Source organism: Thermoanaerobacterium sp. R66, from assembly GCF_028895185.1.
Classification (GTDB): Bacteria; Bacillota; Thermoanaerobacteria; order Thermoanaerobacterales; family Thermoanaerobacteraceae; genus Thermoanaerobacterium.
Window position 1 is genome coordinate 1,069,576 of record NZ_JAEUWW010000001.1, and the last position, 15,827, is coordinate 1,085,402.

The window sequence follows — 15,827 nt, forward strand, 5'->3', positions numbered from 1 at the left end:
TCCCATAAATTATCTATTACAATTATACCATATATTTACTATTAATGAAAAGAAAATAGACAAAAAAATATAGGTATATACCTTTCGTACATACCCTTTCTAATACACTACGCATTTACTAATTTTATGGCGCCGTGTGGACAATACCTGGTACAAACGCCGCATCCAGTACATTTTTCTTTATCCACATTTATCTCAACTTGAAACAAGCCCTTTCTTGATAACTTAAATGCGCCAAACTTGCAACTGTGACTTGCTGGACAAAACGGTGATCTATCACATATATCTTGATCTACATATGCATACCTCATATCATTTCCTCCTTTTGGTCTATTAATATTTTATTATACCCCCCTACTGTAGTAGGGTCGTCTGTATACATTATACTTGTCTTTCGTCTTGTTTGTCAAGATATTTTTATAGACCATCTATAAAATTTTTATCTTGTACTTTAAAAGCCATTCATTTATTTGTATAAGGTATGCATATAGCTGAGGACCGCCCATAAGTTGAGAAAACCATGCCGGATCGTAATCTTTTGCATCCGTATCTATGAGATTTTTCACTTCATTTTTGTCGACTAATTGTAAAATCGGTGAAGACGGATCGTCAATAATCCTCTGAAGCCAAGTTTTTACCTTCTCTTTAAAAATCGGGTTATGTGTCTTAGGATACGGACTTTTTTTCCTTTCTACTACTATATCAGGTATATACCCTTTTAATGCTTCTCTCAAAAGGCCTTTCTCTCTATTGTGAAGATTCTTCATATCCCACGGAATATTCCAGACATATTCCACTATCCTGTGATCCAAAAACGGCACCCTAACTTCAAGACCCGATGCCATGCTCATCCTATCCATCCTATCAAGAAGCATGGAAAGAAATCTCGTCTGGTTTAGATAAAATATCTCCCTCATACGGGAAGATGCTTTATCTTCTCCTGAAAGTTTAGGTACTTCCTTTAATGCTTCATTATACCGATCGTTTAAGTACTCTGTTGGACGGATCTTTTTTACAACATCTTTAGATAAAAGATTCATTCTTTTTTCAACCATTCTTATCCATGGAAAAGTGCCTGACTCGATGGCAGCTTTATTTCTAAACCATGGATAGCCTCCAAACACCTCATCAGCACCTTCACCTGACAGCGCAACTTTTACATCCTTTTTGACTTCTCTCAAAAATAAGTACAAAGAAGAATCAACATCAGCCATTCCCGGCAAATCGCGGGCATAAAGAGCAGGCAACAGAGCATCTGCCAGTTCTTCATTATCTACATAGACATAATTATGAGCCGTATCTATTTCTTTTGAAACAGCTTCAACTAAATCTGAATCGCTGTTTGGCTGAAATTGATTTGGTTTAAAGTATTTATCGTTTCCGATGTAATCTACTGAATATGTTATAAGCTTGCTGCCTAATTTTTTTAACTTTTCATTGGCAAAAGCAGAAACCGCAGTAGAGTCTAATCCACCAGAAAGCAGCGAGCACAGCGGTACATCCGAAACAAGCTGACGCTTTGAGGCATCGTCCAAAAGATACCGAATCTTTTCCATCGTAGTTTTAATGTCATCTTCATGGTCTTTACTTACCAATGACCAGTATCTTTCAATTTTTATTCCGTCTTTGCTAAACGTAAGAGAATGGCCCGGCTTTAACTCATATATATCACGAAAAATTCCAATCCCCGGCGTCCTGGTAGGACCCATGACAAAAATCTCTGCAAGTCCTTCTTCATCCACTTCAGCCTGAACGTATGGATGTGCCAAAATCGCTTTAATTTCCGAGCCAAAAATGAGAGAACCATTCTTATAAGTATAAAAAAGAGGTTTGACACCTATCCTATCCCTTGAAAGAAAAAGTTTATTCTCGTAACCATCCCATACCGCAAATGCGTATATGCCATTTAACTTGTGGACACAATCGCTGCCCCATTCGATATATGAAGTCAACAAGACCTCTGTATCTGAATGACCATTGAATTTGTAACCTAACGACCTAAGCTCATCCCTTATTTCCTCCGTATTGTACAGCTCTCCATTGTATATTATCACGTACTTTCTCTCGCCAAACTCCTTAATCATCGGCTGCTCTCCACCCTCAGGGTCAATGACTATAAGCCTTGTCTGTGCAAAACCACAATGAGTCGAAAACCATGTACCCCAGCTATCAGGGCCTCTATTCCTAAGTCTTTCTCCCATTGCAACTACTATGTTTTTCCTATTTATCACTTCTTCATCAAAGCTTACCCATCCTGCTATTCCGCACATCGTATCAGCCCCTTTCGAAATAATAATAAGGGTAGCTATATTGATTGATATTGAATTTCATCTGTTTGTAGTATATGTAGAAAGGGTAAAAATGTGAAAATTCTTGGTGATACTTACCTTACCAAAGCATTTGTAGTCATGCAGTTAATTAAACTTTTAAAATTTTTATAAAAGATATCAAATTTTTGTTAATATTTAAAAGGCTTCTACAATTTCTCTTTCGTGTAGAAGCCTTTGTAAAATGTTTTTGCCTGTATAAAATGATATAGATTTGCTTATTACGCTCTAAAAAGAGCCCATTCCTGCTTAAACATCGCAGCAGCTAAGTATACGCTAATACTTACATATACTATTGATGAAACTATAAAGATTCCTATGTGTGTCATATTAACAATACCATAAAGCAATTCTTTAAAAATTGAAATAGTCCCAAATACAGGTAGTGCAAAATAAAACACAGGAATTTCATTAGGCATTTTATACATCACCATATATGCAGGGATTATTGCAATAAATACCAATGGTGAAATATATGACTGGCCTTCTTTAAAAGATTTTGCATATGCACTTAAAGCAAGTTCTAAAGCCGCGAATATCGATGCTGTAAAAAAGGCAGCCACGAACATGATAATTATTGCTGTCGTGCTCATTTTAAAATCGACATTTAAAGATGCCGTATCTTTATTAAAAACAAAAGACACAAATAACCCTGAAAGTGAAGCAACAGCGCTAAGAAGCGCCATGGCTGTTACAGCTAAGTATTTTCCTGCCATTATAGAAAGTCTTGATACGGAAGTCGTAAGCAGAGGTTCCAGAGTCCCTCTTTCTTTTTCACCAGCAGCCAAATCAACAGCAGCTCCTATCCCACCTGTCGCTGTCCATAAAGTCAAAAGCATTGGCACAATGAATGATAAAAAAGACCCTGCCATTTTACTCTGTGAAGCTACGTTTTCTGTCTTTACCACAATTGGCTCAATTATTTTAGGGTCTATTCCCCTCGCTATAAGTCTTTGCTTTACAATAATGTTTGAATATCCTCTTATAAATCCTTCAAGCATACTTTCAGTATTGGTTGATTTAACATTCGAATTGTCTACCTGAATTATTAAATTAGTATCCTTACCCTCTTCTATATTTTTATCAAAGTCAGAAGGTATAATGACAATCGTCCGTATATCACCTTTCTCAAGACTTTCTTTAGGATTTTGCAAATCTGTTATTACATTTATTCCTGTAGATTTTAAATAATTTACAAATTTTTGATTATTCCCTTCATCTATAACAGCTATTTTTGTATCGCTTACTTTTTGCTCAGATACGCTTTCTGCTCCACCTATAACTATGTACATCATTATAGGAATAAACAAGGCAGGAAGAAGAATTGTGACTATCCATGTCTTTTTATCTCTAAAAATATCTTTTAGCTCTTTTTTTAAAACTATGAAAATATGTTTAAATTTCAACTTTATCACCTACCAATTCCATAAATAATTCTTCAAGATTGTCTGTTTTATATTTCTCCTTTAAATCTGCAATAGTCCCTTCCTCTACAAGTTTTCCTTTGTGTATTATGCCTATTCTGTCACAAAGTTTTTCTACCTCTGACATACTGTGGCTTGAAAAAATAATTGTCTTTCCTTCTTCTTTGCAAAACCTTATAAAATCGTGTACCTCTCTTACAGAACCTACGTCCAGTCCGGATGTTGGCTCATCAAAAAGCATCACCTTAGGATCATGTATTATTGACCTTACAATTGCCACTTTTTGTTTCATTCCTTTTGAAAGTTTGCTCGCTGCTTTATCAATAAATCCTGTCATGTCAAATTTACGTATTAACATATCAATCTTTTCATTTATCTCTTTTTTATCCATATCGTGCAGCTCTGCAAAATAAAGTATATTTTCTCTTGCGGTAAGCCTGTCATACAAACCGCTTTCTCCTCCAAAAAGTATCCCTACTTCTTTTCTTATATCTTCTGGTTCTTTTATCAAGTTTTTCCCATTTATAATGACTGTTCCACTTGTAGGCTTAAGCATTGTAGCAAGCATCCTTAAAGTAGTGGTTTTTCCTGCACCATTTTCACCCAAAAGCCCGTATATTTCTCCTTCTTCGACTTTAAAGCTTAAATTATCTACTGCTTTAATGTTTTTAAACATTTTAGTTAAACCATAGACTTCTATCAAAATCTACACCTCCAATTTATTTTGTAACAAGCTTATTCATAATTTACAGATTTTTTATGAAAAGTAAATTACTTTTATATTAGCATACATATTATATTTATACAACAATGAAAATTCACTCTGTTTGTGCAATTGGACTTATAGACGCTTAATTTTCAAAAACCCATATTTGTACCTATCCTTAAATATCTATATTTTTAAAAAGGCTTCTACACATTCTCTTCGTGTAGAAGCCTTGGTAATTTCACTAAATCTTTATATTGCTTTTTCTCCGCGCTCACCGGTTCTTATCCTTATGGCGTCTTGTATGTCGTATATGAATATCTTTCCATCGCCTACATTGCCTGTTCTTGCTACTTTCGTAACAGCATCTACGATGCTTTCAACGCTTCCATCATCTGTCACTATTTCTACCTTAACTTTAGGAAGGAGGCTTATTTCAATTTCCGCTCCTCTGTAAATCTCTTTTTTACCTTTCTGATGTCCACATCCAAAAACCTGTGACACCGTCATCCCGTGTATTTTCAGCTTATTAAGCTCTGATTTTACATCTTCCAAAACATCCGGTCTTATTATGCATTCAACTTTCTTCATAACTTTACCCCCTTGCTTAGTACAACATCATCTAAAACTTGTGGACTTTTTATATTTTTTTCAATCACACCATCCGAGTACACAACAGGCGTCAATTGGAAATCAGGATATGCTAAAACGCCCATTTCCGGCAAATCAAGCCCTGCGATTTCGTCTTCCGGTTTAACTCTTATACCCATTATAGCATCAAGAGCTTTATAGAACAAGTAGCTTAATCCAAATCCATATACGACTATAACCGCCATATCTATAAGCTGTGCCCAAAGTTGACCTGTACTGCCATAAAGTATTCCTGTTACAGCACCTTGTACTCCGTTGAGTCCTGCACCATATGTGCCATCTGCAAATATGCCGACGCTTAAAATACCCCACAAGCCATTCACACCGTGTACAGAAAATGCTCCTACCGGATCATCTATCTTAAGTTTATTTTCAACAAAAGCAACAGACACGCAGACCAAAATGCCAGCCACAGCACCGACTATAAAAGCTGATATTCCATTTACAAATGCACATGGAGCTGTTATCGCCACAAGTCCGGCAAGAGCACCATTACACATCATCGACGGATCAGGTTTTCCATATTTAACCCACATATAAAGCATTGCAACAAGTCCTCCTACAGCCCCGGCGATCATGGTATTTGTTGCAACAACCGCCAACCTTAGATCCGTTCCATTAAGTGTGGAACCTGCATTGAATGCAAACCATCCAAAGAAAAGTATGATCGTACCGAGAATGGCCATTGGTATATCATGGCCTGGTATTGCTACAGGTGTACCATCCTTCTTGAATTTCCCTATCCTCGGTCCTATAACCATCGCTCCTGCAAGTGCCATCATGCCCCCCATTGCATGAACGACACCAGATCCTGCAAAATCAATTACACCATTCCCCAGGCCGAGTTTGGCTCCAAGCTGTGAAAGCCATCCTCCTCCCCAGACCCATCCACCATAGATGGGATAATAAACCATTGAAACAAAAAACGATCCAATGACAACCGCTAAAAATTTAACTCTTTCTGCCATCGCACCAGTAGGTATTGTAACCGTCGTATCCATAAATACCATCTCAAAGAAGAACAACGCATACACACCTACATCATACGTTCCACCGCTTGATAGGAAAAATCCATTAAGCCCCAGTAAATTCCATCCTCCTATGCTTAGTGCGTGGTTTAAAGGTGCTGTACCACCAAGGCTTGAAAATGAACCAGAGCCGCCCATCATAAATGCAAAACCTGTCAAGAAAAATCCAACAGTACCTACTAAAAATACCATAAGATTCATGGCCATAGTGTGCATTGCATTTTTAGCCTGTGTAAAGCCAGTTTCAACAAGTGCAAACCCAGCCTGAAAGAAGAATATCAAAAATGCAGTTAGCATTACCCATACAAAATTAATGCCAAGCTTATTCTTTGCAACCTGTGTGGCTACCTCTTCTAATGTAGGCTTGCCTGCAACTGCGCTTGCAATGTCCTTCGCAGTGCCAAGATTTGCTCCCGTTGGATCGCCACCAGCAGCATATACCACCCCCACTGTCATTGCCAAAAGTAATGCCAATACAATACCTATTACAATTTTCTTTTTCATGAAAAGCACCTCCATATTATTTAACTTTTATATTCTCTTAAAATTTCTAATTGAAAACTTTTTGTCTTTTATGTTTTTCGAAAGATTGTAAATCCTTACAAAATAGATTATTACAAGGTAGACAATTGGCAAAGCCATTATAAATGCTGGCACGCTATTGGAAAAGATTATTATTGTATTATGCATAGATATGCTGTATAATATAAACGCTAAAGCTAAAATAAAAATTATTGTATTTATAGTGTATAGTGTGATGATAGGGATTTTTTTCATCATGTCATCACCTCCTTTCAAAAAATGAAGGTGCTTAGATCTCTAAGATTTAAGCACCCTTGCTTTTTTATCGAATGACTATTTGTTTTATTATTGATTAAAGTCAAAAGCTTTAAAGCCTATGTTATACGCTTCTTCGCCGTGTTCAACTATATCAAGACCTATTTCCTCTTCTTCTTTAGTCACTCTAAGCTCCATGAATAAGCTTATAAATTTCAGTATTATGAATGACATCAGTCCTGCAAAGATATAAGTCGCAACAACCCCTATAAGCTGAATAATCAATTGATTTGGATTGCCGTAAAATAAACCATTAGCACCTGCAGGATTTATAGCTTTTGTTGCAAAAAGTCCTGTAGCCAGTGCACCCCATGTACCGCCAACACCGTGTATACCAAACGCATCAAGTGAATCGTCATATCCAAATTTATGCTTGATGTAATTGACAGATATGAAACATATTATACCTGATATGACTCCTATTGCAATCGCAGAAACTGCTGTCACATATCCTGCTGCTGGTGTAATAGCTACAAGTCCTGCTACAGCGCCACTTACAGCACCAAGTAATGTAGGCTTACCGCTTACTTTCCATTCTGTTAACACCCAACCCATGGAGGCGGCAGCGGCAGCAGTATTTGTCACGACAAATGCATTAACCGCCAGACCATTTACGGATAAAGCACTTCCTGCATTAAATCCAAACCAGCCAAACCATAAGAATGCTGCTCCCATCAAAACCATAGGCATGTGATGTGGTACCATCTTTGTATTTTTTCTCTTGCCCAGTATTAAAGCTGCTACAAGTCCTGAAACGCCAGAGCTTATGTGAACGACTGTACCACCTGCAAAGTCCAATGCGCCTAAGTTTTTAAGCCATCCACCATTTCCCCATACCCAATGTGCAAGTGGATCATATACTAATGTAGTCCAAATAAGCGTAAATACGATGAATGCTGAAAATCTCATTCTTTCCGCAAATGCACCCGTTATTAAAGCAGGTGTTATTATGGCAAACATCAATTGATATACCATAAACGCCAAAAGGGGTATCGTCGATGAATAAGTACCATCAGGTCCAAGACCAATATTGCTAAGACCAGCCCAATGTAGATTTCCTATCAAGTGGTATGTATCACCACTGAAGGATAATGAAAATCCAAATAATACCCATTGTACAGAAATAAGTGCAATAATAGTGAAACTTTGCATCATTATGCTTATGACATTTTTCCCATTAACCATACCGCCGTAGAAAAATGCCAATCCCGGCGTCATGATCATGACTAATGCCGATGAAAATAGTATAAATGCTGTATCACCTGTGTCTATCTTGCCTGTCGATGCAAAAGCCATATTTGGTATTAAAACTGCCAATAAGAACATCAATGTAATGAATATCTTTTTCTTCACATTTATTCCTCCTTTAAAAATAATAAAAGAAGACGCCCTAATACATAGGTTACCTATGAATTAGAGCGCCTTTGCTCTGTCGATTTAAAGTAATAATATTTATCTTAGTTATAATAGTACATCTATATATGTTTTTTGTCAATATCTAAGTTTACTATTTTGAAAAAAATTTAAATTGCAATTTAATATAAATCTGAAATGAATGTTGTAAAACAAGTAAAAATCTTATAAACATCAACTAATACAAAGTAAATCAATCTTTCTTTTTGAAATAATAATCAGGCAACAAAGATAATTTTTCGCAATATTTTTTCTCATTAAAATGAGTTTTCTCCTTAAGTATATAATACATCTCTTCAATCAAGACCGAACCTATCATTTCTTTTGACATTTGCTCAGAATAGCCTAAACTTTTTAATCGCATTAAAGTAGCTTTTGTACGTTTTGGGTCATTCATCTTCAATTGATTCTCAACAACCTCCATAATTAAAGCTTTTAACCTATAATTAACCATAATTCTTCTCCTTACAATTTATACATAATAATATCATGCATTCAAATCTTAAAGATTTATAAATAATGATTTCAATTTTATTGGTGAATCTTAAAATAAGCCATATTTATTCTTTTTAGCAATACTTGCGTAAACAATGAATATATCGGAAGATTAATAATTTCTCCTACAACCTTTGGAGGTAGAGTAGTCACTAAAGGCATTTTAAATAACAGCAGAAGAAAATAAGGCACCAATATTACTGATGAAATTAACTGACCTACACCAATTGCTATCAGCAATTGCCCTATAGAAGGGATTGGAGCTTTTATCGGCTTTAAAACCAAAGCAGGAATAATACCTGTGAGAGCTGCTGCCAATGTAAAATGTGGCATGTATGGTCCTAAAGGATTAATGTAATACCCAACTATATCACCTACAGCACCTACTATACCTCCTGCTGTAGATCCAAACATTATCCCTGCAAGAATCACCGGCAATGCGCCAAAGCCAATTCTTATACCTTCAATACCACCAACAGCTATTCTAATGCTGGCTATTCTGCTTAAAACTATGTTTAAACTGATTAACAATGCCAGAAAAACCAGTTTTCGTGTATTCATTTTTTTCATCAAGCAAACCTCCCTACCATATTATCGATACAGTAGAATTACTACGCAATTAGAAAAAGGCTACTACAATGGTAGCATAAAGTCTATACATCATCAATACTCTCAAATCAAGTTTTTGTTATAAATAATACACCATCTTTTTTGGAATTGTTACAATTATTAATAATAATTGTAACACAACCTTAGACATTTTTCTTTCACGATAATATTCATTAAAAAGAGGGTTCATTGCGAACCATCTTTTTAACCTCCTAAATACGACTTTTTAACCCTTTCATCGTTTTTCAAGACAGATGCAGCACCTTCAAGTGAGATGTTGCCTGTCTCAAGGACGTATGCTCTGTCTGCAATAGATAGAGCCATTTTAGCGTTTTGCTCTACCAAAAGGATGGTGGTGCCGTCTTCATTTATGCCTTTTATCGTCTTAAATATGTCTTGCACTACGATGGGTGCAAGTCCCATTGATGGTTCGTCTAGCAAAAGCACTTTTGGTTTTGACATCAATGCTCTCCCTATTGCCAGCATCTGCTGCTCACCACCGCTTAAAGTGCCGGCAATCTGTTTATGCCTTTCTTTTAGACGTGGAAATAGGTGAAATACTTTTTCTATGTCGCTTTTTACCATCTTGTCTTTCCTGAGATATGCTCCCATCTCAAGGTTTTCCATTACAGTCATGTTGGCAAATATTCTTCTTCCTTCTGGCACTTGGCAGATGCCCATATCCACTATATTTTGAGCAGGTTTTTTTGTTATGTCTACATCATCGAATTTGATGTAGCCTTTTTTTGGTTTCAATATGCCTGATATTGTCATTAGAGTAGTGCTTTTGCCTGCGCCATTTGCACCTATTATCGTAACAATTTCACCGTTATTTACTTTTAAATCAATGCCTTTTAAGGCATTGACCATTCCATATGATACGTTGAGGTCTTTTACCTCTAACATGTTTTAAGCACCTCCTTCAATTGATAAAATTTCACTTTCATCAGGACTTTCTTCTCCAAGGTATGCAGCTATTACTTCTGGATTTTTCTTGATTTCGTCTGGTGTGCCATGTGCTATTATTTTTCCGTAGTTCATGACGTATATGTCTTCGCAAAGATCCATAACCAATGACATGTCGTGCTCTATCAAGAGTATTGTTATGTCAAATTTGTCCCTTATGAATCTGATTGTGTCTGTAAGCTCTTTTGTCTCTTGCGGATTCATCCCTGCTGCAGGTTCATCCAGAAGCAGAAGCTTTGGCTTTGTTGCCAGTGCTCTTGCTATTTCAAGTCTTCTCTGTTCGCCGTATGGCAGATTTTTGGCAAGGTTTAAGGCGTGCTTATCAAGATTGAATATTTTAAGGAGATCCATCGCTTGTTTGTCTTGTGTTTTTTCTCCATCTAAGTATTTCTTGTGCTGAACAAAGGAGCTTAAAAGTCCGTATTGCACGTGAATGTGCTGAGCTATCTTGACATTGTCAAGGACAGTTAGGTTTTTAAATAGACGTATGTTTTGAAATGTCCTTGCTATGCCAAGCTTTGTGTTGTTATACGGTTTTGTTGATACGTTTTTTTCGTCAAATGTCACTTTTCCTGATGTAGGCTTGTATATACCGGTTATTATGTTGAATACTGTTGACTTTCCAGCACCATTTGGTCCTATAAGTCCTGTTAAAGAGCCTTGTTCCAGTTCTATGTTGACATCTATCAGGGCCTTTATGCCGCCAAAGTCTATAGATACGTCTTTAATTGACAGTAAACTCACTGCTTTTCTCCCCTTTCTTGAATAGTTTTTTGAGAGAAAATTCTCTTGTACCCATCAACCCTTCTGGTCTAAATAGCATTACGATGATCAAAAGGAGAGCGTATATGACCATTCTTAGTGCAGCATAATCCTGCAAAAGTGCATATACAAAAGTCAAGAAGATAGCTGATAGGATGGACCCTGTTATGCTGCCCAGTCCTCCTAATACAACCATTGTTAAGATATCGAATGATTTCATGAAGTTGAATGTTTCTGGCTGTATGATGTAGAAGTTGTGAGCATAAAGGGCACCGCCTATTCCTGCGAAAAATGCACCTATCGTGAATGCCAATGTCTTGTAGAAAGTTGTGTTTATGCCCATAGATTCGGCTGCTGTCTCGTCTTCTCTGATTGCTACACAGCATCTGCCGTAGCTGGAGTTTATGAAGTTTCTGATTAAGACGACGGTTATGACTGCCATCCAGAATACCCACGTCCAGTTTGTGTACTTTGGTATTCCAGATAGGCCGCTGGCTCCACCCACGTATTCGGTGTTTAAAAAGATTACCCTAATTATTTCTCCGAATCCAAGTGTTGTTATAGCAAGGTAGTCTCCTTTTAATCTCAATGATGGTATTCCTATCAAGATTCCGGCTATGCCTGCTGCTATGCCTCCTACTAATAATGCAAGTGGAAATGGAAGTCCTAATTTGTACGTTATGATAGCTGATGTGTATGCACCGATTGACATGAATCCTGCATGTCCTAAGGAGAATTGTCCTGTAAATCCATTTATAAGGTTAAGGCTTACAGCAAGTATTACATTTATGCCCATGAGAACGATGTTTATTTCGTAATAGTCGTTTAATATGTTTGTCGACAGCAAAATCTGTATTATGGCGTAAAAGACCAACAGCCCTAAAAATATAAGTAATCTGTTTTTCAATATTTGCTTCAACTTTACCACCTACACTTTCTCTCTTACATTTTTGCCAAAGAGTCCTGTTGGCTTTATTAGCAATATGATTATGAGTATTGCAAATGAAACGCCATCTCTGTATAGGGAGCTGCCATAGCCTGAAACAAGTGCTTCTATGACACCCATCAAAAGGCCTCCTACCATAGCACCTGGTATTATGCCTATTCCTCCCAATACTGCTGCTATGAATGCTTTTAAGCCTGGCATTATACCCATTAAAGGATCTATGGAGTTGTAGTATATGCCAACTAAGACACCTGCGACAGCGGCAAGGGCAGAGCCTATGGCAAATGTGAATGAAACGGTCCTATCCACATTTACTCCCATAAGTCTTGCAGCATCAGGGTCTGTGGAGACAGCTCTCATGGCCTTTCCCATCTTTGTCTTGTAGATGATAAGCTGAAGTCCCACCATCATGATTATGGATACGACAAATATGACGATCTGCTGGTTTGATATGGTGATTACGCCGTTTAAAAATGAGTACATGTGCTGCTTGAAAATCTGAGGATACGTTCTGACTTGCGGAGACAAAAGGATTATGCCTCCGTTTTCCAGCAAAAGTGAGACGCCGATGGCTGTAATCAATATTGAGATTTTTGACTTATCTCTTAATGGCCTGTACGCCACACGCTCTATTGTCACGCCAAGTATAAGGCTTACCAGCATTGCCAATAGGAGAGATGGTATAAATCCAATGTGAAAGTATGTGGATGCGAAGAAACCTGTAAATGCACCTACCATGTATATGTCGCCATGAGCGAAATTTATAAGTTTCATTATGCCGTAAACCATGGTATATCCAAGGGCAATAAGCGCGTATATACTTCCTAAAGATAGACCATTTATAAGCTGCTCAATAAATGTCTTCATAAATATCACCTCAAGTTTAAATATATTAAAATATATGCGGCCACAGGGTGACCGCATTGCCGTATTTTCTAAAGTTATCTTACGATTTTTATTCAGCACTTACTTTTTTCTTAAGTGTCTGTTTACTTCATAAGCAACCATTTATAATTTTACTTTACTGTGCCGCTACCTTTTCAACAAAGTTCTGCTTACCGTCTTTTAACTCTATGATAACAGCAGATTTAACCGCATTATGCTGACTATTTATTGTTATTGTTCCAGTTACACCTTTAAAATCTTTAAGCTTGGATAAAGCATCAATAATCTTTGCAGGATCAGTTGAATTAGCATCTTTTATCGCTTGTACCAACATACCTGCTGTATCATACGCAAGCGCTGCCATCGCATCTGGTTCTGTGCCATACGTATCTTTATATTTCTTTATGAAATCTTGAACTGTTGGATCTGGATCTGTAGAAATAAAGTGATTGCTGTAATAAACGTTGTTTAGTGCAGAAGCGCCGGCAATCTTTAATAGTTCAGGTGAGTCCCAGCCATCCCCACCAAGCAAAGGTACTTCTATGCCCATATCTCTTGCCTGTTTAGCTATTTTTCCTGTTTCTTGATAGTATCCAGGTATAAATATGACATCAGGGTTCAAACCTTTAATCTTTGTAAGAGCTGCTTTAAAATCCTGATCACCTGCTACATATGCTTCTTGGTCGATTACTTTACCGCCAAGTTTTTCAAACTGATCTTTGAAGCTTTGTGCAAGACCTTTACTGTAGTCACTCTTATCATCCATATACACAACTGCCGTTTTAGCATTCAATTTTTTTGTGGCAAATTGTGCCATAACACTGCCTTGATATGGATCTATAAAGCAAGCTCTAAATATCTCATTTTTGACCTTATTGGTAGCAGGATCGACTGTAACACTTACAGCAGTAGCTGAACCTGTTATCAATGGTATATGATTTTGCATTGCAACAGATGACGCTGCTATTGTATTTGTCGATGTTGTTGGCCCCAAAATAGCTATAACTTTATCTTGTTGTATAAGTTTTGTAGCCTGATTTATAGATTCATCAGTTTGGGATTTATTATCTGCTTTCACCAAAACAATTTTTTTACCAAGCACGCCACCATTTTTATTCACTTCATCAATGTACAATTTTGCACCATTAAGCGCCGATGTTCCAAATGTTGCAACACCACCTGTCAGCTCATAAAGTGCTCCAACTTTTATGGTATCTGATGATGCAGATGTTGAATTGCTTTTTGAACAACCTGAAAATATTACAGCTATCATTAATACAGCAATGGCAATTGATGTAAATTTAAATGACTTTGACATAATTTAACCTCCTTCTATAATAATTAATCTTTAATTTGGAATTTTTATTAATGTAAATGCTAATAAAATTAATTGATGCGCACCAATTTGATAAAATTTAAGCTATTTCAATAATTCAGCAGGATCCACATATTTAAATCCATGTGCATCTGCTACTGCCTTATACGTCACATTGTCATAATATATATTCAATCCCTTTAAAAGTGATTTGTTTTCCAATAATGCCTTCCTATAGCCTTTATTCGCAATATCAATTGCATACGGAATTGTAACATTTGTTAATGCAAATGTAGATGTCCTCGGAACTGCTCCTGGTATATTCGCTACAGAATAATGTACAACACCATACTTAATAAAATATGGATTTTCATGTGTAGTTATCCTATCAATTGTTTCAACAGATCCTCCTTGATCTATTGCTACATCAACTATAACAGAACCTTTCTTCATACTTTTTACCATATTTTCTGTAACAAGTTTTGGTGTTTTTGAACCTGGAATCAATACAGCACCTATTAAAAGATCTGCTTTTTTCACACTCTCTGCAATGTTATAACTATTTGACATCAATGTTGTTATCTTACCACCAAATATGTCATCAAGATATGCAAGTCTTTGAGCATTGAGGTCAAGTATTGTCACATGGGCTCCCATGCCTGAAGCTATTTTTGCAGCATTTGTGCCTACAGTTCCACCACCTATTATTACAACTTCTGCCTGTTCAACACCAGGTACTCCGCTTAGTAATACACCTCTCCCTTTATTTACATTTTCTAATAAGTGTGCTCCAATTATTACAGACATTCTCCCTGCCACTTCGCTCATTGGAACTAATAATGGAAGTGATCCATCATCATTTTGTACAGTCTCATATGCAATACCGATAATCTTTTTCTTTAAAAGTGCTTTTGTTAATTCAATATTTGGTGCTAAATGTAGATAAGTAAATAGGATTTGACCTTCTTTAAAATAATCATATTCAGATGGTTGTGGCTCTTTTACCTTTATTATCATATCCGATTTTTCAAATACTTCGTAAGGAGTCTCGACAATTTCAGCACCTGCCTTTATATATTCTTCATCCTCAATACCGCTTCCAATACCTGCATTTTTCTCAATATATACGGTATGACCATTAGAACAAAATGATTCAACTCCCGCTGGTGTTATAGCTACTCTTTCTTCACCTATTTTTATTTCCTTTGGTACGCCAATCTTCATTTATGTCACCCTTTCTAAAAATATATAAGGTGCCCAATTCATAATAGAACGGGCACCATTGCCTACTTAAATAAATATTTAATCTCAATTAAAAGTAAAAGCTTATAAATGCCATAACACACTTATAAGCTTCGTCGCCTTATCTAAATATATAATTTACTCTTTTAACTTATTAAAATTATACATCTATTTATTGATTAAGTCAATATATAGATGTACTCTTTTTAAACTTATACTGC

16 protein-coding genes are annotated in these 15,827 nt (G+C 36.5%); all 16 read right to left on the minus strand.

Annotation, left to right across the window (positions count from 1 at the left end):
• Positions 1 to 107: 107 nt before the first annotated feature.
• The 16 genes from JJQ93_RS05335 to ald all read right to left on the minus strand — a co-directional run bounded on the left by JJQ93_RS05335 (position 108) and on the right by ald (position 15,588).
• Positions 108 to 311 carry a 4Fe-4S binding protein gene (locus JJQ93_RS05335; RefSeq protein WP_085112208.1) on the minus strand — a complete coding sequence of 68 codons (204 nt, stop codon included), beginning with the start codon at positions 309 to 311 and terminating at the stop codon, positions 108 to 110.
• 117 nt (positions 312 to 428) lie between these two features.
• Positions 429 to 2,270, minus strand: coding sequence for an asparagine synthase (glutamine-hydrolyzing) (gene asnB, locus JJQ93_RS05340; protein ID WP_274892972.1), 1,842 nt, complete (start codon positions 2,268 to 2,270; stop codon positions 429 to 431).
• 278 nt (positions 2,271 to 2,548) lie between these two features.
• A complete protein-coding gene (locus JJQ93_RS05345; protein ID WP_274892973.1) occupies positions 2,549 to 3,742 on the minus strand; it encodes an ABC transporter permease in 1,194 nt (397 codons plus the stop codon).
• Positions 3,723 to 4,454, minus strand: a complete 732-nt coding sequence (locus JJQ93_RS05350; protein WP_274892974.1) for an ABC transporter ATP-binding protein — start codon at positions 4,452 to 4,454, stop codon at positions 3,723 to 3,725. The genes JJQ93_RS05345 and JJQ93_RS05350 overlap by 20 nt, the downstream gene beginning before the upstream one ends.
• 255 nt (positions 4,455 to 4,709) lie before the next feature.
• Complete coding sequence (locus JJQ93_RS05355; protein WP_085113287.1) at positions 4,710 to 5,048, minus strand: P-II family nitrogen regulator; 339 nt, start codon at positions 5,046 to 5,048, stop codon at positions 4,710 to 4,712.
• A complete protein-coding gene (locus tag JJQ93_RS05360) occupies positions 5,045 to 6,640 on the minus strand; it encodes an ammonium transporter (RefSeq protein ID WP_274892976.1) in 1,596 nt (531 codons plus the stop codon). Before JJQ93_RS05360 ends, JJQ93_RS05355 begins: the two co-directional genes overlap by 4 nt.
• A 27-nt stretch (positions 6,641 to 6,667) precedes the next feature.
• Complete coding sequence (locus JJQ93_RS05365) at positions 6,668 to 6,916, minus strand: hypothetical protein (protein WP_274892977.1); 249 nt, start codon at positions 6,914 to 6,916, stop codon at positions 6,668 to 6,670.
• A gap of 87 nt (positions 6,917 to 7,003) precedes the next feature.
• Positions 7,004 to 8,326, minus strand: coding sequence for an ammonium transporter (locus JJQ93_RS05370; protein ID WP_350494220.1), 1,323 nt, complete (start codon positions 8,324 to 8,326; stop codon positions 7,004 to 7,006).
• Between the two features lie 253 nt (positions 8,327 to 8,579).
• The gene (locus JJQ93_RS05375) at positions 8,580 to 8,840 is read right to left on the minus strand and encodes a hypothetical protein (RefSeq protein WP_274892978.1); all 261 of its coding nucleotides are present in this window, start codon (positions 8,838 to 8,840) and stop codon (positions 8,580 to 8,582) included.
• A 77-nt stretch (positions 8,841 to 8,917) separates the two neighbouring features.
• Positions 8,918 to 9,451, minus strand: a complete 534-nt coding sequence (locus JJQ93_RS05380; protein WP_274892979.1) for a folate family ECF transporter S component — start codon at positions 9,449 to 9,451, stop codon at positions 8,918 to 8,920.
• A gap of 243 nt (positions 9,452 to 9,694) precedes the next feature.
• Positions 9,695 to 10,396: an ABC transporter ATP-binding protein gene (locus tag JJQ93_RS05385; RefSeq protein ID WP_085111656.1), complete on the minus strand. Its 702-nt coding sequence runs from the start codon at positions 10,394 to 10,396 to the stop codon at positions 9,695 to 9,697.
• Between the two features lie 3 nt (positions 10,397 to 10,399).
• Positions 10,400 to 11,200 (minus strand): ABC transporter ATP-binding protein, encoded by an 801-nt coding sequence (locus tag JJQ93_RS05390; protein WP_274892981.1) that lies wholly within the window; start codon positions 11,198 to 11,200, stop codon positions 10,400 to 10,402.
• Entirely contained in the window at positions 11,181 to 12,137 is a 957-nt protein-coding gene (locus JJQ93_RS05395) for a branched-chain amino acid ABC transporter permease (RefSeq protein WP_274892982.1), read from the minus strand. Before JJQ93_RS05395 ends, JJQ93_RS05390 begins: the two co-directional genes overlap by 20 nt.
• A 9-nt stretch (positions 12,138 to 12,146) precedes the next feature.
• Positions 12,147 to 13,031, minus strand: a complete 885-nt coding sequence (locus JJQ93_RS05400) for a branched-chain amino acid ABC transporter permease (protein WP_274892983.1) — start codon at positions 13,029 to 13,031, stop codon at positions 12,147 to 12,149.
• Positions 13,032 to 13,185: 154 nt separating this feature from the next.
• Complete coding sequence (locus JJQ93_RS05405; RefSeq protein WP_274892984.1) at positions 13,186 to 14,367, minus strand: ABC transporter substrate-binding protein; 1,182 nt, start codon at positions 14,365 to 14,367, stop codon at positions 13,186 to 13,188.
• 102 nt (positions 14,368 to 14,469) lie between these two features.
• Complete coding sequence (ald, locus tag JJQ93_RS05410) at positions 14,470 to 15,588, minus strand: alanine dehydrogenase (protein ID WP_274892985.1); 1,119 nt, start codon at positions 15,586 to 15,588, stop codon at positions 14,470 to 14,472.
• Positions 15,589 to 15,827: the final 239 nt, after the last annotated feature.

What these genes read in the sequence shown, in the direction of transcription:
- JJQ93_RS05335 (WP_085112208.1), bottom strand. Translation starts at nt 311, where the DNA reads ATGAGGTATGCATATGTAGATCAAGATATATGTGATAGATCACCGTTT.
- asnB (WP_274892972.1), bottom strand. Translation starts at nt 2,270, where the DNA reads ATGTGCGGAATAGCAGGATGGGTAAGCTTTGATGAAGAAGTGATAAAT.
- JJQ93_RS05355 (WP_085113287.1), bottom strand. Translation starts at nt 5,048, where the DNA reads ATGAAGAAAGTTGAATGCATAATAAGACCGGATGTTTTGGAAGATGTA.
- JJQ93_RS05360 (WP_274892976.1), bottom strand. Translation starts at nt 6,640, where the DNA reads ATGAAAAAGAAAATTGTAATAGGTATTGTATTGGCATTACTTTTGGCA.
- JJQ93_RS05365 (WP_274892977.1), bottom strand. Translation starts at nt 6,916, where the DNA reads ATGATGAAAAAAATCCCTATCATCACACTATACACTATAAATACAATA.
- JJQ93_RS05375 (WP_274892978.1), bottom strand. Translation starts at nt 8,840, where the DNA reads ATGGTTAATTATAGGTTAAAAGCTTTAATTATGGAGGTTGTTGAGAAT.
- JJQ93_RS05380 (WP_274892979.1), bottom strand. Translation starts at nt 9,451, where the DNA reads ATGAAAAAAATGAATACACGAAAACTGGTTTTTCTGGCATTGTTAATC.
- JJQ93_RS05385 (WP_085111656.1), bottom strand. Translation starts at nt 10,396, where the DNA reads ATGTTAGAGGTAAAAGACCTCAACGTATCATATGGAATGGTCAATGCC.
- JJQ93_RS05400 (WP_274892983.1), bottom strand. Translation starts at nt 13,031, where the DNA reads ATGAAGACATTTATTGAGCAGCTTATAAATGGTCTATCTTTAGGAAGT.
- JJQ93_RS05405 (WP_274892984.1), bottom strand. Translation starts at nt 14,367, where the DNA reads ATGTCAAAGTCATTTAAATTTACATCAATTGCCATTGCTGTATTAATG.
- ald (WP_274892985.1), bottom strand. Translation starts at nt 15,588, where the DNA reads ATGAAGATTGGCGTACCAAAGGAAATAAAAATAGGTGAAGAAAGAGTA.